Source organism: Terriglobales bacterium (assembly GCA_035764005.1).
Classification (GTDB): Bacteria; Acidobacteriota; Terriglobia; order Terriglobales; family Acidobacteriaceae; genus Gp1-AA112.
In genome coordinates this window covers 38933-59249 of record DASTZZ010000069.1, presented here as the reverse complement: position 1 = coordinate 59249, position 20317 = coordinate 38933, and the positions used below count along the sequence as shown (strand labels likewise).

Sequence of the window (20317 nt, the reverse complement as noted above, 5' to 3'; positions counted from 1 at the left end):
ATACTGTGCGGCCATCCTGCGTATCGGAAGTAGATTGTAGTCTGGCCACTCTGCCGAGGGCCTGCGCGTAGCAACCGGCATCGCCAACAAAGCGCGTTTCTTTGCTGTGGTGGACCGTAGCGGAGCGCCTTAAGAAAAGGATTACCTTTCTACGCCACTTCGAGCGTTGCCCCGTGCGCAGAACGGATGTGGCCGGTCAGGATTCCTGATTTTCCATGGGAAGCGCTGCGCTGAGTGGATCGAAAGGCCGCGATCAGAGGTATTCCTGCAGGAACTCCAGAGTCCGCTTGCGGGCAAGCACTGCGGATTGTGGGCTGAAATCTTTGCGTTCTTCGCAATTGAAGCCGTGTCCGGCGTCGTACATGTAAATGGGAACATCAGGGTGCGCGGCCCGGATCTTGTCGATCTCCGAAGCGGGAATGTGCTGATCCCTTGCGCCGAAGTGCAGCATCACCGGACAGCCCGGCTTCTCCTCTGCGTATTGCGCGATGCGTCCTCCGTAGTAGCCCACGGCCGCGGCCACAGTGAGACGAGTTGCCGCCATCCACGCCAGCGATCCACCCCAGCAGTATCCGACTACCCCCACACGCCCGTTCCCAATCTGGGACGCCGCATACTCCACGGCGGCGGCTACGTCCCGCAGCGCATCCTCCATCCCAATTTTGCTCGCGATCGAGAATCCACGCTTCATGTCGTCGGGCGTGTAAGCCAGCTCAACCCCACGCTCAACACGATCGAACAACGCCGGCGCAACCGCCATATATCCGTCGTGCGCAAAACCATCCACCACCGAGCGAATGTGATGGTTCACGCCGAAGATCTCCTGAATCACGACCACCGCCCTGCTCGCACTCTCACGTGGCCGCGACACGTACGCAGCCAACTCGCGTTCGTCATCGGCCTTTAGCTTGATGTCCATTGCTGTTGATACTAATCGCAACGCCCTGCGTTCCAATTATGTGGAGCCCACAGGAAATGTTCCTCATCGCCGGAGTGGCGGTAACGATTGTGTCGACGTTCGGCGCGATGCCAATGGATGCGCGCGCGATCGAGTAGAGGCGGCAAGAACGTGGGGAAATTCGGGGACGAGGAAAACCCCGAATAAGCCAGAACGTACTCATTCGTTTCCTAACAATCGTGTGGACCGTCTACTTATCCAGCACGCGCAGCATCATTTGTGTTCTGGCGTACAAATGCACGTTGTGCCGCTCGGAAATGATCAGTGATGCTCTGGATGAATCTGGGCTTTCCTGAGCGAGTGCCAAGCCCTCGATTCCCAGCACTCCGTGACAGCTTGGGGTAAGTCCTCCATTCGTTGAGAGCTGCCCATCTGGAACGTAAACAGAGTTCGGACTCCCGATTCTTCCTGGAACGCCGGCGTTGGGATCGGACATCGGTCCCAAATTTCCGCCGCCGCCAAGCCCTCCCGCAGTCGCTGCCGTCATCCGCGGCATCTCTGAGGGATCCCGGGTTTCAGGTATCTCAGGTGCGATCGCCTGGATCGTCAGCGCCAGCGGAAGTTCGCGACCACCTTTGAGAACAGCATGGTCAAAAATGATGCCCAGCACCGACTCCGGTTCTTCCGTGGACCGGACCTTAGCTTCGCTCACGCGACCGATGATCTGCGAGCCCCTCGGTATCAGAACTTGACCTTGTGACTTCACGCTCTCGGTTGTTCGTGCGATCACCTTGTCGCCGGCCTTGTTCTTCCGCGCGTCAACGCTCTTTTCGAGCGTTACGGGAATCGTGCTGCCCACCGGCAATTGACTCGATTCTGCTACTTGAGATGGAGAAGAAGTCCATGCGAAGCAAAGGAGTGCGGCTGCGCTCAAAAGAGAAATGCTTCTGCGATTCATTCGAGACCTCCTTCGATGATTGCGCATAATAGCTCTGGTACGAGTTGCACGTAAAATTTCGATGAGTCGCCCACGCGTACTATGTGGAACGAATCCGGTAGATTTCGAATGTGCTAAGCATCGCCAAACCATGCTTCCGGGAATTCGCGGTGTTGGTGGTCTGCTATTGGTTCTGTTGCTGGCCTCGGGCGGCAGGGCTCATCGCAGTAACTCGAACCCGCCGCAGCCGATCTCGACGACCACGCACCTGCAGCATGCTACTGCGGGAATCCAGACACTCCAAGGCTGGTACAACCGAGCGAGTGGTTTGTATCGAACAACCGGTTGGTGGAATTCGGCGAATGCGCTTACGGTGCTGATCGACTATGCAAGAGTCGCAAGTACGCATCAGTACGATTCTGAACTCGCAACCACCTTCACGGCTGCGCAGGCCGGCAACCAGAGACAGCCGGGATTCCTGAATAAGTACTACGACGACGAGGGCTGGTGGGCCCTTGCCTGGATCGATGCCTACGATCTGACTCGCCGCCATGATTACCTTTCGATGGCCGAATCCATTTTCACTGACATGGCCGGCGGCTGGGACAATGTGTGCGGTGGCGGCATCTGGTGGAGTAAAGATCGAACCTACAAGAACGCCATCGCCAACGAGTTGTTCCTGTCGGTCTCGGCCTCACTCGCAAATCGCGATTCCGCGGACAAGCGCACGTACCTCGATTGGGCGAAGAAGGAATGGCTTTGGTTCTCGGGATCAGGAATGATCAACTCTCGCAATCTGATCAACGATGGGCTAGCAATTACCAGCGGAGAGGCGGGAACAACTTGTGTCAACAACGGCAAAACAACATGGACTTACAACCAGGGAGTCATTCTGAACGGCCTTAGCGAGCTTTCGAAAGCCGCTGCGGACCGAACCACGATACGAACCACGATACAGAGCGCAAATGCAATTGCGAGCGCCGCCATTCAATCTCTCGCAGACAGCAACGGGATTCTCCACGATCCGTGTGAACCGAAGTGCGGAGCAGATGGTGTACAGTTCAAAGGCATCTTCGTGCGAAATCTCGTCCGACTCTACAGCCTGAGCGCGCAGCCCGCCTACAAGACATTCATCATCGCAAATGCAGATTCAATTTGGGAAAAGGCGCAAGGTCCCAATACACAGTTTGGACAAGTGTGGTCCGGGCCCTTCACCACAAGCAATGCGGCGATCCAGAGTTCGGCGCTAGACGCTATCGTCGGCGCTGCGGCAGTCGAAAATACGAATTGAAAAGATGTAGAAGCACAGTGAATGCCTTCAGGCAGTAAGGTACCAGTTCGATCTCGTCCACAATCTGCACGCCGATGCCTGAAGACTTCATGCGCAAACCGCTTGCGATTGGAGGTGGACGGTTGCGATATCATCGGTGGCCGTGATTGTTCGCGCTCTATGCTCAGTTGCCGTGTTGTTCTTTGTTATTGCGCCTTCGCCCGCAAAGATTGCTGAAGTGTCTGCTGAAGACGCCGCGCACCACCTCGTTAAGAAGATCGATCCCGTGTATCCCACCTTTGCCAAGACGCTCCGGATACAGGACACAGTAGTTCTTAAGCTGGTCATTGCCGCAGATGGGTCAGTTTTACGTGTGGACAGAGTCAGTGGCAACCCCATGCTCATCGAGTCGTCGATAGAAGCGGTGAAGCAGTGGCATTACAGCCCATTCTTGGTTGACGGGAAAGCATCCGAGGTCACAACAGCGGTGTCGATTCCGTTTTCGCTGGGGATCCCCGACGCGAACTATAAAAAGGAAGAGGAGACTTCGCGCCGGTACTTCGCTGACGACAAGCGGTGTCGCGCTGCGATTTCCGCCGGCCACTTCTCCGAGGCGCAGAGCATCTGCACAGAAGAGGCTAAGCTGGGCGAGCAGCTACCCGCCGCGCGCGAAATGGAGCGCTTTGAAGCTTACGGGCTGTTGGGACAAGCCTACTTCTATGATTACAAATTTCCCGAGGCGCTCACCTATTTTCAACACCAGCTCGAAAGTGCAAAGAAAAAGCTGCACGACGACGATGCCGAGATGGCATACGCCTATCACCACATGGGAATGGGATTAACGACGAATCACCGCACTGAGGAAGCCATCCCCTATTACGAACGTGCAGAAACTACTCTCCGAGCTGCTCAAAACAAGATTGGATCTGAGTTCCTAAAGAACCAGTATGCGAAGACATTGAAGACCATCATGTCCGAGCACGCAATCTTGCTGCGTCACGTAGGCAAGAACGCTGACGCCGACGCGCTCGACAACGCCGCGCAGGCGATCGTAGTCAGAACAGACATCAAGCCCGACTGAGGGAAGCGGCGGTCTCGTCCCGTCTGTCACCCCGGGGTGACAGCGCGCTACTGCTTTTGCTCTGCCGAACATTCAAGCTGCTGAGGATCTATGTTTTTATTTGCTTTCCGAATCTGCTCAATCGCGGCGGCAGCGTCGCTTGCAGGAGCCACGGAGTAATCGCCGAAATCCCACGAGCGATCGTGCAGGTGCCGGCACAAAGCCGGGATGAGTCTTGCGCTTTGCGTAAAAGCTGCCTCCTCCGTAGCCCACCTGAAGTCCAGTCCCGGCGGTACCTCGGCAACAACAACGCTCAGTTTGTTTTCGATCGCCTGTACCGCAGCCTCATTGCCGTACTTGCCCAGCGCCGCTTCCACCATATTCCGGTTGACCGGGTGCAGGTCGGGAATCATATACGCCTGTTCCAGAATCGGAACATCGGCGGCCGAGCCTGTCTGCACTAGAGCACGCACCGCGGTGACAGTCGGTGCCGCTTCGATGATCTGCGTTGCCGCCGTGTGCAGCTCTTTGCGAAATCGATAATTCGCGTCTTTGTCGAGCTTGCGCATGTACCAATCCAGCGCGAAATCCCAGTTGTAAATGGGCTTGCGGCCGATTGCGCGGAAAATCGCGGGAGCAGCAGCGTCCGCATCGAGATACAGCATCGCGTCGGCAGCTTCACCAAAATCAGGCTGCCGGTCGAGCACACTCTCGAGGAGCTGCATCGCGCGATCGCCATAGCGCTCGCGCATAATGGCGGCGTGCTCTTGCCCCGGCAGGTCGGTGAAGTTTTGCCGCGCCATTTTCAATAGAAGGGAGACCTCTTCTTCCATATCTGCCGGAACGACGACGAATGCGCTCACACGAATCTCGCCCGGCTGGATACCAGTAAGAACTCGGTCGATCCTGAACGTGCCGTCCTTCTGCACCCACGCAGGTTGAATGAATACAAGTTCGGCGTCGTGCGGAAAATAAATAATCTCGGCAGGCTCACTTTTGCGGTTTTTCGGCGTCACGCGCGCTGGGCCGAATGATGCCAGTGTCGGCGTCTCATTGCGGAAGCTGATTGCCACTTCGCGATCAATTTCCGCTAGTCCTCGGACAACGAGTTGGTAAGGTGTGTTGGCAGCGTTGCGCAGCGAAGTCGAACCAAGCCTTTGTTCCAGCACCATGCAACGGATCACTCCGCCCCGCGTTTTCCCGTTTTGCGCAAAGGCGTAGTTCGTCTTCCCAAGCAGTCCGTGTGGAACCATGAACACTGACTCATGAGGGCTTTGCGTGATCAGCTCGGCAGCCTCGCTGCCGAAGTCGAGAGAGATGCCCGCGCCCGTACCATCGAAGGATCCGCTTATGACAAGTGGGCGGCCAGCTTGAGCGATCCGTGGGATATAGAGCGGCGTTTCCTGTCCGTCCACGGCGGGGTGTGCATATACCGTGAGCGTCGCCAGGGCCACACGTGCGCCTCGGAAGTCTGTGACGAGAAGCGGAACGTCCGTGTCAGCGGAAACGATCGGTGCCTGCCACGAAAATTTTCCATTCTTTGCGGCGGCTACCTCTTCACCAAAATGCAGCAAGTAGCTTTGCGTGGCCGTGCTGGCGCCTTCCGGCGGTAATTCGACCGTACCGTAGAAACGCTCTCCAGTGAAAATGTGATCGGGAACAGTAACGCGAACCGAACCATCGTCGCTGGTAAGTGAGATGACTTCGATGGGAGCGTGATGTTCTACCCTCGTGATGTACCAATCATGCTGCGTCGGCTGCGCCGAAAGACAAGTCGGCACCAAAGCGACGGCAAGCAGAATGGCCCAAATTGCGACTTTCGCCTTCATTCGAAACGATTGATTCCGGGTGATCGGACTTGTGTGTTCTGCCCATGATTTTAGTCACTTATTTTCGTGCTTCATCCGACTCCGCCGCACTTTGGTACTCCCGTCAGATGTATACCTCAAAACCAATCGCAAAATGGCAAACACGATTCACCTCTATGACTTTCCGTGGGCGCCGAAGACGGTTTGCCTGACCAGGTAATTCGGTCCCAATACGCTCGAGTCAACGTGTTTATGGAAATGAAGACTTAGGTCGTAACTGCCTCAGAAAGACCACAGCCTGTTCACTCGCATGTCTCATTTCTTTTTAGCGCAGCCGACCCGCTCTTTAGAAGTCTTGCCAGAAGGTTTCAAAGCTCCATAATGGGAAGGATAAAGTGATCACCAAAGTAACCAGATCCGTACGAACCGCGATAGTGCGTTTCTGAGAAAATGCTGAACGACAACGCGGGCTCTGATGAAAATGGATAGATCATTGTCGCAATGGCTACGGTTGATCGTTGTCGTAGCTTGTTCCGCAATTTCAGCCTGGGGGATCTGGCTTTGCCGCTCACTCGGCCGGCAGACCTCGCCCGACCCCAGCATGCGCAGTTTGTTTTCCGTTCTTTCACGGCTGGTTCTTTTTGCTCCGTTCAGTGCGCTGGGAATCTATCTCGTGTGGTCGGCTTTCCGGCATTTGCCTTGGCGAGTTTTTGCAGGGATTCCGGAAATGAGAGAGATTGACTTGATTCCGCCAGGCAGTTCAGAGAGGCAGATCGCCGTGGCCGCGCGCCAAAGTAATCATCATCTGGATGCAGATAGCACTAAGAGAATTAGTGTGATTGCTGGACGTGCTGCGAAGGCCATTGGTGCGGTAACGGGGCTGTTCTTTGCTGGGTTGGGAGTAACGGGATTTATCCTGGCCTGGAAGTTTTCGCATTCCCCAGCCCTGGTTTCGTCCGTACGTTACGAACTGGCAAGTGCGCGTCTTATCGGACTGTTTGAGCTGGGGTCCAGTCTAGCTGCAGTTCTGGGCGGAGCGATCCTTCTGGCTACCTTTAAGAACGAGTAAACGGATGAAGGAATCCACTACCACTCTGCCGAAGGCCTGTGCGTAGCGAGACGCAGCGCATGAACGAAAGCACCCCCGTCGCTACGGCTCCGGGCACCGACTTTCTGCGACACCCGAGGCTCCCAAGTTGGGAATCCTTCTCTCGAAGTAGGATGTGCGATCTTCGATTCTGCCGAATTGGTCTTGCGAAATTGTTGGTTTCGTGTGGGAAGACCTGGACCGTCAGGAGCGATGGTCGCTTCGTCTGGGGAGAATCCCATAACGGGAATCCATCGAGTTTTTTTGCTGTTTCAACCCAGGCTCAGGATGACAAATACCCTATATCGAATTACCCGACCCAGGCGACTGCTCTCCGCGGCGTGAACGGCGAACGATCTACTCGTAGTAGGTGATGGTGCGTGTGGTATCCGAATCCACTCGCGGCTCTGAGTTTGGAACAGTGGTGGAATCGGTCGAATGAATCCAGCTTCCGTGCTGATCATACTGGTCGTAGCTTGTAGTCACAGTATTTAGCAAATTCCCATTCTGGTCGGAGTGCTCCCTTTTTATGCTGCTCCGGCTGCTCGTGGTTACTGTCCAGCCGACCTTCGGGTCATGGGAAATCTGGAAGTTGTTTCCGGCTGTGTCTCTCGTAAACGCACTCTCAAAGCCGTCCTTGGTGGTTATGCCACCATAGGCTTCGTTATTACCGGTTTCAAAAATCGATCGTAACTTCACTGTGCCATCGCTGGAGTAGCGGATAGCCTGGGAACGCGTGCCCTGCCTGGTTACAACACTTTCGAGATTCCCATTGGCGGACGTTCGTTGCACTAGACCACCGTCTATACGCTCCTCCTTCTCCGTCCTCAGAGTGTCATCGAGCAGTTTGCCCGAACCATCGTAGGTTAGCTCGCGTATACCTCCTGTTCCGTATTGGCGCTCGGTGCGCTCCAGCAGAGTGCCGCTCAGAGTAGAGATGAGCAGCTCCATGGGCCGACCCTGCGCGTCGTTCGTCTGCACTTCTTTGCGCGCCTTAGGTCCAGTGAAGAATGTCGTCTCTTGGGAGAGGATGATCCACCCATTGCGGCGGAAGATCAGATCCTCCGTCTTTATGCCTGCGGCATATCTCACGATTTCGGTGATCCATCCATCGCGATCGAAGCTGATGTCTTCTTGCTGGTTCGTGGGCACGACGCAGCTGAACCTCCGAACGAAGCGTTGAGTCGCTGGCTGGCCATCCGGCCTAAACAATCTAGTTTCGCTGTGTACGAAACGGACAGGCCCGTGCAGGCCGCGCAGTTCCACGTCAGTCTTAGCTTTGGAATCAGCAAAAGAGGTAACGCAAAGAACGGCTGCGCAGGTGACATTGCAGCAGAAGAAGAGAATGAGGCGTCGCATAGCCACACTCCGTCGAACCGTTCAATGATACTGCTTCCAGGCAATCGAGATTGCTGGAGACCGCCCTCGCTTCTGTCATTTACAAATCCGTAACATCCGTGCAATCCGTGTTGTGTTTTGATCTTGACGAACCACGGATCAAAATACCGTGGGTCTAACCTCCGCAACTCGCTGATTCTTCGTTGAGATTTCCACATTATTTTTCTTCGAATCAGCCGCTCAACTGCAGTTCCATTACGGTACAATCGTGAGCGAACAAAAGGAGAATACAAGATGAAGCGAGAGGAGCCACGAACTGGCCGGATTGCGGACTTTGAGTTTCAGTTCTGGGAATGCTGGGAGTCTGAGGGCAATGTTCCCGGGGTGGCGGAGCGGCATTGGTTTCGCTCTGACACTGGTCTTGAGGCGCCCACCTATGACCACATGCTGCAGATGCTCTACCGGCAGAAGATGGGGTTGCTGGTCGCGCCGGGCATCGCGACCCAGCCTCAAGCTTCATGTACGAGCGAGTGGGACAAGCGAACCAGCCACACTGTGCGCGTTAGAGGAGAGGAGGTGCTGATCACAATCTGTGAACACTACACAGAGGCGAGCGCCGGCGCGCCGGTTAGCACCAAGGTCATCGGACCGAATGGGCTAATCACCTCTACCTATCCGGAGATGCTCGAGCGGCTCGGTGTGGCGCGGGAAAACCGGCCATCGGCACTTGGTCCGCCTCAGGCGGAGCGCTCGGCTAAACAAGAAACTCCCAATGGACGCACGCAGATCTTAGCTGGCACCAACCCTGACAGAGAGAAATTTGCTCTTTCTCTGGACGGGAAATTGGTTCCTGCTACAGAACCGGCTAGCCCAGGCGCAGAAGGCGATCCGGCTGCAGAAGCGAAGTCATCTTTTCCCAATTCGCTCATTAATTCGCCCACGACAGATCCGTGCGCTGCACCCAAGCCGGCACCGAGCGAAGAGCTTCATTCGGCGATTCGTCCGGCTGAAACGGGTCAACCGCAGCCCACGGAGACTGATCGCACGAACGCTGCGGTTGCTCTTTCCCCGGATGGCAGTTCGGGAGATCAAGACGTCTGCGCTCTCGATGCCAGAGATATGGAGCAAGCCAACACGAGAGGAGAAGAGTTCGAGAACCGGCATCCGTGGCTTTGGGATGATCCCGATCAGGAGCTCGAGGAGCCAATGAACTCCATGCGCCTGGTGTGGTGGGGTGAGTACATCAAGACTGTCTATCCGGAGCTTGCTGCCGCTGCCTTGGATCCTGAGAAGTATCAGGCCTACATTGACAACTACGATTACGACAAGCCGATCCCGCTGAACGAACCGGACGAGAAAGCGCGAACTGCCGACGACGCACCGCGCTGCCAGTTCATCAAGGCCGATGGCCAACAGTGCGGTTCACCGGCGCTGCGGCGCAAGCGGTTTTGCTACTTCCACTCTAAGACTGCGGAGGATCGCAAGCGCAAAAACACCACGAGTGCAGGTTCGCGCGCCGCAGCACGTTCCCCGCTGGAGATGCCGGTGCTGGAAGACGATCTCGCGATCAAGATGGCGGTAAGCAACATCTGCCGCCACCTGGCGAACGAAAGGATAGACCCGAAACGAGCGGCAACTCTGCTTTACGGAATCCAGGTAGCCACGGTAGCGGTACGGAGAGCGGGGAAAGGCGCAATTCTCAAGTGGTGATCCCAAGATATTGGATTTGTAAAAGTCGCGATCCCAAGATGCTGTATTCCAAATTGGGAAAATGAGCGGGAATCGGGGCTAAGCCCTTTGCTCCAGGGATTTTGCGAAAAGGGGAGGGGCAGGGGGGAGGCTGAGAGGACAGGGATGGGTATAGAGAAGAATCGGGTGATCGCGTAATCGGCGCGTGTAGAGAGGTTTCACTGAATCGACGGACGCTCGCTTCATCCATGAGATGTATGATTTTGGCGGCTCTCTTCCGAGGAGAACCATGGACGTTCTGAGTAACCTCTGGCAAGATTTGCGCTATGGGCTGCGCGGCATTCGCAAGGACCGCAGCTTCGCGCTGCTCGCCATCCTTGCTCTTGCGCTTGGCATTGGCGCCACTACCGTCATCTTCAGCGTGATCGACGCCGTCGTCCTGGAGCCATTCCCGTATCGGGACCCAGACAATATCGTGAGATTCTACGTCCACGATAATTCCAAGCCGGACCAGGAAGGGCGTCCTGGCTTTACCATGGCGGAATTCGCAGCTTACCGCGACCAGAACCACGTCTTCTCCGACATCATCGCCGGCAGCGGCATGGATGTGCTCTACACGGAGAAAGCTGGTACCAAGCAGTTCAGCGGATTTGCAATGACTCCGAACATGCTGGAGTTTCTCGGAGTGAAGCCCATTTTGGGACGCGGAATCGTTCCCGACGATGGACGTCCGGATGCCCCGCCGGTTGCGGTGATGAGCTACCGCGTGTGGCAGAGGGAATTCCAAGCCGATCCCAATGTCGTCGGTAGCCTGCTGACGCTCAACGGTAAACAAACAACTCTGGTCGGTGTTATGCCGCCTCGGTTCCGTTATGGGAGCGGGGATTTCTGGCTTCCGATCGTGATTAACCCTGCCGACGCGGAGCCGTTTCACTTTATGGGCGTAATGGCGCGGCTCAAGCCCGGGGTGACACTTGAGGCTGCGGCGAGCGATCTCGACGTGATCGGTCACTCACTGGCAAAGATTTATCCCAAACTGTACCCAGCCAACTTCCGCATAAAGACCTGGACCCTCACCGACTCCGTCGTTCACTACTTCCGGACAACGCTGTTCATTCTGCTCGGCGCCGTCGGCATGTTGTTGCTGATTGCATGCAGCAATGTCGCCAACCTCCTGCTGGCTCGTGCCACCCGCCGCCAGAAGGAAATCGCAATTCGCGCGTCGATCGGCGCAAGCCGCTCGCGCATTGTGTTGCAGTTGCTGGTGGAAAGTTTCCTTCTCGCCGCGTTGGGCTGTCTTGCAGGCTGGGCGTTTGCGTACTTCGGACTGAAGGGAATCGTCGCGGCGATCCCGCCGGAGTTCATCCCTTCAGAAGCTGTGGTCCGGCTGAATCTTCGCGTCCTCGCCTTTGCCGTGGGAGTGACTGCGCTGACCACGCTCCTTTGCGGCCTCGCTCCAGCGCTGCACTCGGTGCGCGGAGAACTCCATGATCGGCTCAAAGATGCTATGAAGGGCGTCAGTGGTTCACCGCATCGCATTGACTTCCGCTCCACGCTCCTTGTCTCGCAAGTAGCGCTCTCGATCGTTCTGCTGGTAGCCGCCGGCCTCATGATGCGCACCGTGTTCGCCCTGGAGCACGTCGATCTTGGATTTACGCCCGACCACGTCCTCACTGCGCGCACTCCGCTTCCTCGGGGTCGGTATGACACGGCAGAGCAAAAGCAGATTTTCTTCCGCGCCGTGCTCCAGAAAATTCAGGCTTTGCCCGGAGTAGTCACGGCGACGGAAACGAGCACTCTGCCTCCGTACGGCGGAATTGGCAGCGAGGTCACGATCCCTGGGCAGGAGCACAAAAGATCTCTGCTTCAACTTTGCAGCGAGGACTACTTCAAGACGCTCGGCATCCGCCTGATGCGCGGACGCACGTTCACTCAGAACGATGTGGACGGAGCCCGCCATGTCATCGTCGTGAATGAAAGGCTGGCTCACGATTTCTTTGGCAACGAAGATCCGATTGGAAAGGCCATCAAATTCGATGCCCTCGACCGAATGCCGCAGTCTCCTCACGACGCCTACTTCGAAATCATTGGCGTCACCTTTAACGAGAAGAACATGGGAGTGAAGGAGGCTCCCGTCCCTGAAGCATTCGCACCGTACAGCGTATCGGGAGACTTCGCACGCGGCGTGCTGGTGCGGACTGCAATCGATCCGCTTTCGATTCTCTCATCGGTTCAACGCGAGATCTGGTCAGTCGATCCGGGCGTCGCTCTTACTATGACCGGTACGCTCGACGAGCACCTGCAGCAAAACTCCTACGCCGAGCCGCGCTTCGGCATGCTGATATTTGCGATATTTGCCGCCATCGGCCTTGCCTTGGTGGCGATCGGTATCTTCAGCCTGATGGCGTACACCGTAAGCCTGCAGACGCACGAGATCGGTATCCGCATGGCGCTGGGCGCACAGCGGAGTGCGGTAATGAAAATGGTATTCGTGCGGGGACTCACGATCATTGCTGTGGGAATTATCATCGGTGAATTGTCGAGCCTGGTGCTCACGCGCTTCCTGCGCAATCAGGTCTGGGGAATCACAGACCGCGATCCAATCACCTTCGCCGCCGTCCTCGCGGTGCTGATTACAATTGGACTGCTGGCATGTTTCTTGCCAGCATATCGCGCAACCCAGGTAGATCCGCTGGTTGCGTTGCGCTATGAATAATGAGCACTGTTTGGAGAAGGGCGAAATTTCAAGTTTGAAGTTAAAGGCCGGCGATCTTCCGGTTGGTTCCCATCGCGATCGCCATTTTGTTCCAGTACACGCCCGAAGCTGCTTTATTGAATTGCGTGGTGAGCTTTTAGGATTGCCACTGTTTTGTCGATCGGGAGTGCTTGAACTGTGTGGCCGTTTCCACTCACCGTGGTGGCACGCAACATGGAGTTGTAGACGGCTTCCTCAGTGGATTCGATGACTGCTTCGAAGAGCGGAGACATGGCGTCGTTGGTGAGCACTTCGATATGCCGGGTTAGAGACTTGTCTGAGGTATGAATTCGCACTTGCGACGCGGTGGAGAATGCGATGGCGTAGTCTCCGCTGCCGTTCGACGCCGAGCTGCCGGTGCGGGCCATTCCCAGCCACGCACGTGCTGCGAGCCGCTTGAGGTTGCGTGCATCGAGTGGCGCGTCGCTGGCGACGATCATCATGCACGAGCCGTCTGCCTTGTCTTTGCTGTTGCCTTGCTGCTCGATTTCTTTGCGCAGGTAATACTGACCGAGTTCCTGGCCAACTGGAGCGCCAGCGATTGTAAGCACGCCGCCGAAATTGCTTTGCACGAGCACTCCTACTGTGTATCCGCCGAGGCTCGGTGGCAGCCTCCGCGACGAGGTGCCGATGCCTCCCTTCCAGCCAAAGGCGACGGTCCCGGCGCCGGCACCGACGGCGCCTTCATCCACAGGACCGCCTTTCGCATTCCTGATTGCGGAAAAAACATCTTCGGGTGCGATGTGGCGTCCGCGAATGTCGTTGAGATATCCGTCGTTGGTCTCGCCAACTACTGGATTGATGGACAACACGTCCCGATTCTCCGGCAGCGCGAGCATGTATTGGATCATGGCATCTGCCACCTGCGGCACGCTTAGGGTGTTGGTCAAGAGGATCGGAGTTTCGATGTCTCCCATCTCTTCCACTTGGGTTGAGCCCGCGAGCTTGCCGAACCCATTGCCGACGAAAATCCCTGCCGGAACTTTTTCCCGAAATAGATTTCCCGAATGCGGAAGAATCGCCGTGACGCCCGTGCGAATGTCGTCGCCGCGAATGATTGTGGTCTGTCCGACTTCGACGCCTTCAACGTCGGTAATCGCGTTGAGCGGACCGCGGGCGAGAACCCCAATCTTCAACCCGAGATCCGAAGTCCGAGGCCGCGTGTTGGAAGTGGTGTTCTGAGCAGAAGTGAAAGATGTCAACAAGAGAACGGCGGAGATAGCTGTGCGCATGACAGCGAAACAGGTTACCAGCACAGCGCAGGCTTGTTCGCGCCGAAAGCATCCCGCGAAACGTGGAAGTCGCTACCTTGATCGCGCTCGTTTGATCGAATCTGTTGTATCTTGCGGCGCCGCGTTTTTTAAATTGCTGGGAGATTAAGGTGAGCAGCGCGTCGTAGTAGAATCTTGAAAGCCCGCCTGTTATACCTCACGGAGAGGTGGCCGAGTGGCTGAAGGCGGCGGTTTGCTAAACCGTTATAGGGTCAAAAGCTCTATCGGGGGTTCGAATCCCCCCCTCTCCGCCAGATATCTTCGCTTGCGACAGCACGCAAACTGAATCGTCTTTCTCGCGCATGATTTGGTATCGGCTGTGTCTGAAGTCCAGGAACCTTCGAAAGCAAAAAAGCGGACCCTGATGGGTCCGTTTTCTACTTCTATCTGTTCTGCCTTAGGCTGCAGGCTGTCGATTCCCGACACGCACGCTATGCTGATGTCCGAGTTCGAAAGCCTCGTAGGTGGGGATGCCGTCGCGGATCGCAAGCAGGCTAGCATTCGACCGGTTGAGGACCATCGAGAGGTACTTTTCCGCGACTGCCCGATCGTCCGGGCGCACCATCTTCCACCAGCGGCGGATTGACTCTTGCACTTCGGCTTCGTTCTTTTCGCCTTCGACCAGAGCGTCTATCAATTTGTAGATCTTTGATTTGACCGCCCGGTACGAGATTGAAATTTCCTGGTTCATGAGTCTCCCTTATGCCAGCTATAAGCAAGTCATGGGCCAGCAGTATCTTTAACAAAACATTACGTTTTGCATGTCGAAAATTCCGAATTCTTGGAGGCTTAGGGGTGAATGTATATGGAATTCGGTATGAGCTGGGGTGAACGGGATTATCGTGTTGGTGAAGATCGCGTTGGTAAAAATTTACTTCCGCGATAATAGGTACATGCCTCAGAAAGCCTACATCAGCTTCCGCAAGGGCCTCCTCAGCGTGTTGTTGGCATTCGTCTCGTTCTCGCTTGGAATGATGGTTGAAGCTTTTCAGCGACATGAAGGCATTACCGGTTGGACTCTTTGGGTCGACAACGTCGCTGCCGCCTTACTGCTTGGACTCGTTGTATTTTTCTACGAACGGCGGCGAGAAAGAGAACTGATCCGCAAACTGCAGGTGATCGAGCTGATGAATCACCACGTGCGCAATGCACTGCAGCCCGTGATGTACCTGCCGTACTCTCAGGATCAGGAAATGCAGCTCAACACGATTCGGGATGCGATCCAGCGTATCGATTGGGCGTTGCGGGAAATTTTGCCCGGACACGAAGTTGAGGAAAACTCTTCGCCAGTGGCGCGCGTTTAGAGGTTGCAATAAGGCGAGCAGGTTTGCTTAGCGCACGTTTATGACGGCATCCCGCTTCCTTCAGCAAGTTCCAGAGTGTTCAGGTCCAATGCATTCTCGCTAGTCTCTGTCCGCCATTCCGCAGCCTGCAAAGGCCGCGCGAGGTGATCGACGGCTACGAGTTCCGGAATCACGTCGCCGGAAGCGGCTCCAAGCTGTTCGAATCTGCGCGCTGCTGGGAAGGCATTGCGCTCGATAGACCCGATCACATCGTTGTAGGTAGATACCGCGCGATCGAGATGATTTCCCAATTTCGAAAGATGATTTCCGAGCGTGACCAGCCGAGCGTAGAGCTGGCGGCCAAGATTGCTGATTTCTTCTGCGTTCTTGGCAAGCTTGTCTTCGCGCCAGCCGCAGTAGACGGCCTTGAGTAGCGCGATGAGGGTCAAAGGACTGGCGAGGAGAACTTTGCCTTGCGCAGCGTCGTCGAGCAGCGAGCGATCAGCCTGCAAAGCGGCGCTCAGCAGCGCTTCGCTGGGCATGAAGGCAACCACGAAGTCCGGAGAATTGGGAAGCTGTTCCCAATATGCTTTCGACGACAGGCTTTCGATGTGCGCGCGGACTTGGCGGGCATGCTGATCGAGGTGCTCGCGAACTTCGGTGTCCTGCTCGGCGTTGGCGGCTTTCGTGAACGCATCGAGAGAAACTTTGGCATCTACGGCGATGATTCGCCCATTCGGCATTCTGACGATGAGGTCTGGACGAAGCCGTCGGCGATCATCGTCGAAGAAGGTCTTTTGCGATTCGAAGTCGCAGTATTCGACCATGCCTGCGAACTCGACTACGCGCCGCAACTGCACTTCGCCCCAGTTGCCACGGACGGTCGGGCGCTCAAGCGCGCGAGAGAGACGGCGAGTTTCGTCCGATAGACGGTGTTGCAATTCAACCAGCGAGTGAATTTGCTCTCCGAAGACCGATTCGCTGGCTTTGCGCTCGCTATCGCTGGCCGAGATGCGCTCCTGGAGTTGCGAAAGGGAATCGGCTGCGGTTTTCAGCAACGATTGGATGGCATCTTTCTTTGCATCCAGATCGCCCGATGCCATCTTCTGCTGCTGATCGAGAAGGTTCTTCGCCAGGTTCAGGAATTCAGCCGCATTACCCTTGAGAGCGCGATCAGCCAAGTGTCCAAAAGCGTCCTCAAACTTCTGCTGTGTTTGCTGAATCAACGCCAGCTTCTCCTCGGCCGCTTCTCGCTCGGCTGCCAGAGAGGCTTTCAGGGCCGAAAGTTCGCTGGAGGCAGCAAGAAGTGCGTTCTGCTTGGCGGCGACGTCAGCGGATAATCGAGTCTGCGCGGAGGTGAGTTCGGCCACACGTGCATCCAAATGCTCCGCTCGTTCGCGAGCGACCGCGAGCTTGGGGCGAAGAGCTGCATAAACGGCGATTGCTCCAGCGAAAGCGGAAAGCCCAGCGACTGCAAATCCCATTCGTCCTCCGACAGGGCGAAGCTTAAACGAAGGTACCACGTTTCGCGTCGGCGGTTACATGAAAATTCACTGTGGAATTGAGGGAATCAGGGCAGAAACTCGAGGTCCCCCAAATCATGACGAGCTCGTGCTGCCAAATTCGCGATTGGGTGATTTCGTGATTTTGCGATTGGGAGCACAACAATCACGAAATCGCGAAATCACGAAATCACAAAATCAGGAAATTCCAAAACTTGAAGGCTCCACCTGGTTTTAGAAAAATTGCAGGAGCGCGTAAACTCCCCGCCTGCAAATTCGTCCATTCACTTAATGGAGAGAGCTCATCGAAACGATGAACATGGTACAGGCCGCGGCTCCGGTTACGGCGAATGCTGAAACTGATTCGCCTTTCGCCGATTTCGACGAATTCATTCGGCTCTATCAGCAGCGCGTCTATCGGCTGTTGCTGGCGCAGACTGGCGATCCGGATCTCGCCGAAGAATTGACGCAGGAGTGCTTTATCCGCGCATTTCAGAAGCAGCATGGCTTCCGCGGCGACTCGCAGGTGTTTACCTGGCTGGCGCGGATCGCGATCAATCTTGTTCGTGATCATTACCGCAACCGGCGCTTCGGGTTCTGGCGGCGCTTCATCCGCTTCGATCATTCGGATGAGGAGCAGAAGCGGGCACAGCAGGTGCGCGATCCGGGCTCGACTCCGGAAGAGCAGATTCTGCGGCGCGAACGCCTGGAACGCGTCTCCGCGCGAATTCGCGATCTGACTCCGCCGCAGCGCGAGGCGCTACTGTTGAGTGCGGTAGAAGGAATGTCAATCGACGAGATTGCGCGCGCGACGAATCGCAAGCCGGGCACAGTGAAGTCGCACTTGCATCGAGCAATGATGAACCTGCGCACGTGGCAGGAAGGAGAACAATCGTGATTTCGATTCACCTGAGCGATCAGGAAATTACTGCTGCCGCAGCGGGCGAACGGGAACTACGCGCGGCGCAGCATCTGCAGATTTGCGCTGACTGCCAGCAGCAGGTGGAGATGTATCGCCAGCGCATGGCGAGCCTGCGTCAGGATGTCTGCTACAGCGCCGGGCGATCGGCGATCGATTGGGGAAGGCAGTCGCGCGCGATTCAGCAGGGAATCCTGGCAGTGCAGATTCGGGAAACACAGGGACGCAGCGCCGGATTCGCGCTCGCAATGGCGGTGTTGACGATCGTACTGGTGGCATTCCTTTTCCTCGGATTTCACAGCTCTCCCCCAACGACCGCAACGAATCAGCCGCCGGCGGAAATCTCTGACTCTGCTTTGCTCGGCGACGTCGAAGCACAGCTCGATGGAGATCTGCCGGAGGCTCTGCAGCCGGCCAGTCTGCTGGTGGGAGAAATGGAAGGTTCGAACAAGAACCTGAATTCGCATAATACTTCGCACAATCGAACAAGGAACACACAATGAAGACTTCGTCTCATGTATTGATCTTCTTGCTGGCGGCGGGCGGAATTTTGTCAGCACAGAACGATTCACAACCGCCAACCGAGAAGCCCAGAGTCTATGTCATGCGGGACAAGATGCACGGAGGAATGCCGGGCATGGGATTTGGGCATGATTGGTGGCGCAACTCTGAACTTGCGCAGAAGATTGGACTCAGTGAACAGCAGACGCAGCAGCTCAACCAGATCTTCTCCAGTCACCGCGCCAATCTGGCGCAGATGAAAGCCAACGTCGAGATCGAGGAAGGCAAGTTGAGCGATCTGCTCGATCAGGACCAGCCGCAGCAGGACCAGGTGCTGGCGCAAGTGACGCAACTCCAGAACGCACGCAACGCCCTGGAGAAAGAATTTACGGTGATGACGCTGGCGTTCCGCGGAGTACTCACGCCCGACCAGTGGAAGCAGCTCCAATCGATGAGTCACGAAAGAATGTTTTTCCGCATGCACAAGCCAGGACCGGGTGGCCCGGGGGACGGCCCTCCTCCCATGCCGCCACTTGAATAACGGCCTGGACTGCCAAAGCCCTGTCGCACGGCAGGGCTTTTGTTTTTGGCGTTGTTGTGCGCTTCCTGATCGGGGAAATGGGCTTATGCTCTTCGATTCCCGAAACATTGTCATCCCTCGCTCCGCAGCGACACGGTTTAGAACTTCGACAAGCTGGTGTTGCGGAGCGGGGGATCTGTTTTTGCCGCAGATACAACAGCAGGTCCCCCGCGCAGCAAAGCAAAGATCCCTGATAGATCGCGGCTGCGCGAGGGATGACACTGCCTAGGAAATACAAAGGAAGAAATGTACCTAATGCGTAAGCACGCTGGTGATGAAATCCAGTGCCCGTGGATCATTCGACTGCCCCAGCCAGAACACGGCCTGCTTTCTGACCGCAGGATTCCTGTTGTTCCTGGCCACTTCGATTAGCTTGGGGACACCTTCATGGTCTGGCATTTGCGAAAGTGCGAAGACAGCTTTCTTTTTTACGTCAGTATCCGGATCGTTCTCGATTGCGTCGCTGATTGCTCCGGCAACCTTCTTTCCGGCTTTCTGCGCGAGCCAAAACAGAGCCTGACCGCGCACGCGCGAACTCGAGTCCTGTTTGGCGACATGGATTAACTCGTCTTGCGCCTGCGCATCGCTGCTCTGGCTCAATGGGAACGTCAGCTTGTCGCGAAAGGTGTCGCTAGGATCGGACTCAATCAGCCGCTTCAGCGTAGCGTAGCCGTGTTCACCGCGGGCAACACCGAGCCAGAATGCAGCGTGCTCGCGCGTCTTCTCCGGATATTCCGCGCTCACGAAATGATCAAGGGCAGCATCAGCCGAAGAATCGGCGTGCTCGGAAATTGCGTCGACGGCGCGTCGAGCGAGGTGAGAATCCTGATCCTTGGTTACAAATGTGCTGAGATAGGCGACGCTCTGTTTGGGATCAGCGTTCGTAATTACCCAAACGGGAAGACCTCCGGCGTCAATCGAGCAGTTCTGGCTGAAGATGCGAATAGTGTCGATCTTCTTATCTTCCACGCGGTAGAGAACAGCCAGGCTCGTGACCTCGACATCGTCGCAATCATCGCGAGAGCCCGAAAAGGTGTTGTGCTCAGACGATAGCCGGCACGTGCCGCAACAGCTACGCTCCTGCCATCCGCCGTCGTAGCAGCAGATAGTTCGATGTGAACTGACGGCCGGCACCGAATAGCCGATCCATGCAGTTCCATTCTGGCGCGAAGCAAAGGCTTCGATCTGCTGCTGCAGATTGCCTGCCGCCGCTACGGTCTCCAGCTTTGCGTTCTTAATCTGTGGCATCTCGCCAGGTTCGCTTTTCAGCGAAACCTGTGCGGAGCAAGTGGCTGCGATCAACGCTGCGACGATAATGAGCTTGGTTTTCATAATGGCCTCTCGAATACAGGTGACAGGGAACAGGTGACAGGGGACAGGGAACAAGGGACGGAGATGAGGGAAAGGAAACGATAACGT

General features: G+C 56.1%; 17 protein-coding genes and 1 tRNA gene. 10 read left to right on the top strand and 8 right to left on the bottom strand.

Annotation, left to right across the window (positions count from 1 at the left end):
• Positions 1-253 precede the first annotated feature (253 nt).
• Positions 254-919 carry a dienelactone hydrolase family protein gene (locus VFU50_11165; GenBank protein HEU5233413.1) on the bottom strand — a complete coding sequence of 222 codons (666 nt, stop codon included), beginning with the start codon at positions 917-919 and terminating at the stop codon, positions 254-256.
• 229 nt (positions 920-1148) lie between these two features.
• A complete protein-coding gene (locus tag VFU50_11160; protein ID HEU5233412.1) occupies positions 1149-1856 on the bottom strand; it encodes a hypothetical protein in 708 nt (235 codons plus the stop codon).
• Between the two features lie 61 nt (positions 1857-1917).
• Here VFU50_11160 and VFU50_11155 point away from each other — a divergent pair, with 61 nt between their 5' ends.
• The gene (locus tag VFU50_11155) at positions 1918-3126 is read left to right on the top strand and encodes a glycoside hydrolase family 76 protein (protein ID HEU5233411.1); all 1209 of its coding nucleotides are present in this window, start codon (positions 1918-1920) and stop codon (positions 3124-3126) included.
• A 217-nt stretch (positions 3127-3343) separates the two neighbouring features.
• Positions 3344-4186: an energy transducer TonB gene (locus VFU50_11150; GenBank protein ID HEU5233410.1), complete on the top strand. Its 843-nt coding sequence runs from the start codon at positions 3344-3346 to the stop codon at positions 4184-4186.
• A gap of 47 nt (positions 4187-4233) precedes the next feature.
• Here VFU50_11150 and VFU50_11145 read toward each other — a convergent pair whose 3' ends face one another.
• Positions 4234-5994, bottom strand: a complete 1761-nt coding sequence (locus tag VFU50_11145; protein HEU5233409.1) for a hypothetical protein — start codon at positions 5992-5994, stop codon at positions 4234-4236.
• 580 nt (positions 5995-6574) lie between these two features.
• Between VFU50_11145 and VFU50_11140 the strand changes: the two genes are divergently transcribed.
• Entirely contained in the window at positions 6575-7042 is a 468-nt protein-coding gene (locus tag VFU50_11140) for a hypothetical protein (protein ID HEU5233408.1), read from the top strand.
• Positions 7043-7417: 375 nt separating this feature from the next.
• Here VFU50_11140 and VFU50_11135 read toward each other — a convergent pair whose 3' ends face one another.
• Positions 7418-8212 carry a hypothetical protein gene (locus VFU50_11135; protein ID HEU5233407.1) on the bottom strand — a complete coding sequence of 265 codons (795 nt, stop codon included), beginning with the start codon at positions 8210-8212 and terminating at the stop codon, positions 7418-7420.
• Between the two features lie 480 nt (positions 8213-8692).
• On the opposite strand from VFU50_11135, the gene VFU50_11130 reads away from it, so the two are divergent.
• Both VFU50_11130 and VFU50_11125 read left to right on the top strand, forming a co-directional pair.
• Entirely contained in the window at positions 8693-10108 is a 1416-nt protein-coding gene (locus VFU50_11130; GenBank protein ID HEU5233406.1) for a hypothetical protein, read from the top strand.
• 268 nt (positions 10109-10376) lie between these two features.
• Complete coding sequence (locus VFU50_11125; GenBank protein HEU5233405.1) at positions 10377-12803, top strand: ABC transporter permease; 2427 nt, start codon at positions 10377-10379, stop codon at positions 12801-12803.
• A 113-nt stretch (positions 12804-12916) separates the two neighbouring features.
• On the opposite strand, the gene VFU50_11120 is transcribed toward VFU50_11125, so the two are convergent.
• Entirely contained in the window at positions 12917-13978 is a 1062-nt protein-coding gene (locus VFU50_11120; GenBank protein HEU5233404.1) for a P1 family peptidase, read from the bottom strand.
• A 296-nt stretch (positions 13979-14274) separates the two neighbouring features.
• Between VFU50_11120 and VFU50_11115 the strand changes: the two genes are divergently transcribed.
• Positions 14275-14367: transfer RNA gene (locus VFU50_11115), tRNA-Ser, on the top strand.
• Positions 14368-14510: 143 nt separating this feature from the next.
• Here the strand turns inward: VFU50_11115 and VFU50_11110 are convergent.
• Positions 14511-14804: a hypothetical protein gene (locus tag VFU50_11110; GenBank protein HEU5233403.1), complete on the bottom strand. Its 294-nt coding sequence runs from the start codon at positions 14802-14804 to the stop codon at positions 14511-14513.
• 202 nt (positions 14805-15006) lie between these two features.
• Here VFU50_11110 and VFU50_11105 point away from each other — a divergent pair, with 202 nt between their 5' ends.
• Positions 15007-15417 (top strand): hypothetical protein, encoded by a 411-nt coding sequence (locus VFU50_11105; protein ID HEU5233402.1) that lies wholly within the window; start codon positions 15007-15009, stop codon positions 15415-15417.
• Between the two features lie 38 nt (positions 15418-15455).
• On the opposite strand, the gene rmuC is transcribed toward VFU50_11105, so the two are convergent.
• Positions 15456-16880 carry a DNA recombination protein RmuC gene (gene rmuC, locus VFU50_11100; GenBank protein ID HEU5233401.1) on the bottom strand — a complete coding sequence of 475 codons (1425 nt, stop codon included), beginning with the start codon at positions 16878-16880 and terminating at the stop codon, positions 15456-15458.
• Between the two features lie 331 nt (positions 16881-17211).
• Here rmuC and VFU50_11095 point away from each other — a divergent pair, with 331 nt between their 5' ends.
• Genes VFU50_11095 through VFU50_11085 form a run of 3 tightly spaced genes read left to right on the top strand, consistent with a single transcriptional unit; the run spans position 17212 to position 18859 of the window.
• On the top strand, positions 17212-17796 hold the full coding sequence (locus VFU50_11095; GenBank protein HEU5233400.1) for a sigma-70 family RNA polymerase sigma factor: 585 nt from the start codon (positions 17212-17214) through the stop codon (positions 17794-17796).
• Positions 17793-18320, top strand: coding sequence for a hypothetical protein (locus VFU50_11090; protein ID HEU5233399.1), 528 nt, complete (start codon positions 17793-17795; stop codon positions 18318-18320). The genes VFU50_11095 and VFU50_11090 overlap by 4 nt, the downstream gene beginning before the upstream one ends.
• On the top strand, positions 18317-18859 hold the full coding sequence (locus VFU50_11085; GenBank protein ID HEU5233398.1) for a periplasmic heavy metal sensor: 543 nt from the start codon (positions 18317-18319) through the stop codon (positions 18857-18859). Before VFU50_11090 ends, VFU50_11085 begins: the two co-directional genes overlap by 4 nt.
• A 291-nt stretch (positions 18860-19150) precedes the next feature.
• Here the strand turns inward: VFU50_11085 and VFU50_11080 are convergent, their stop codons facing one another.
• Positions 19151-20230 carry a HEAT repeat domain-containing protein gene (locus tag VFU50_11080; protein ID HEU5233397.1) on the bottom strand — a complete coding sequence of 360 codons (1080 nt, stop codon included), beginning with the start codon at positions 20228-20230 and terminating at the stop codon, positions 19151-19153.
• Between the last annotated feature and the right edge of the window lie 87 nt (positions 20231-20317).

Coding starts and splice junctions, on each gene's coding strand:
- VFU50_11140 (HEU5233408.1), top strand. CDS start 6,575: ATGCGCAGTTTGTTTTCCGTTCTTTCACGGCTGGTTCTTTTTGCTCCG.
- VFU50_11125 (HEU5233405.1), top strand. CDS start 10,377: ATGGACGTTCTGAGTAACCTCTGGCAAGATTTGCGCTATGGGCTGCGC.
- VFU50_11160 (HEU5233412.1), bottom strand. CDS start 1,856: ATGAATCGCAGAAGCATTTCTCTTTTGAGCGCAGCCGCACTCCTTTGC.
- VFU50_11105 (HEU5233402.1), top strand. CDS start 15,007: ATGCCTCAGAAAGCCTACATCAGCTTCCGCAAGGGCCTCCTCAGCGTG.
- VFU50_11165 (HEU5233413.1), bottom strand. CDS start 919: ATGGACATCAAGCTAAAGGCCGATGACGAACGCGAGTTGGCTGCGTAC.
- VFU50_11130 (HEU5233406.1), top strand. CDS start 8,693: ATGAAGCGAGAGGAGCCACGAACTGGCCGGATTGCGGACTTTGAGTTT.
- rmuC (HEU5233401.1), bottom strand. CDS start 16,880: ATGGGATTTGCAGTCGCTGGGCTTTCCGCTTTCGCTGGAGCAATCGCC.
- VFU50_11095 (HEU5233400.1), top strand. CDS start 17,212: ATGAACATGGTACAGGCCGCGGCTCCGGTTACGGCGAATGCTGAAACT.
- VFU50_11085 (HEU5233398.1), top strand. CDS start 18,317: ATGAAGACTTCGTCTCATGTATTGATCTTCTTGCTGGCGGCGGGCGGA.
- VFU50_11110 (HEU5233403.1), bottom strand. CDS start 14,804: ATGAACCAGGAAATTTCAATCTCGTACCGGGCGGTCAAATCAAAGATC.
- VFU50_11145 (HEU5233409.1), bottom strand. CDS start 5,994: ATGAAGGCGAAAGTCGCAATTTGGGCCATTCTGCTTGCCGTCGCTTTG.
- VFU50_11080 (HEU5233397.1), bottom strand. CDS start 20,230: ATGAAAACCAAGCTCATTATCGTCGCAGCGTTGATCGCAGCCACTTGC.
- VFU50_11155 (HEU5233411.1), top strand. CDS start 1,918: ATGAGTCGCCCACGCGTACTATGTGGAACGAATCCGGTAGATTTCGAA.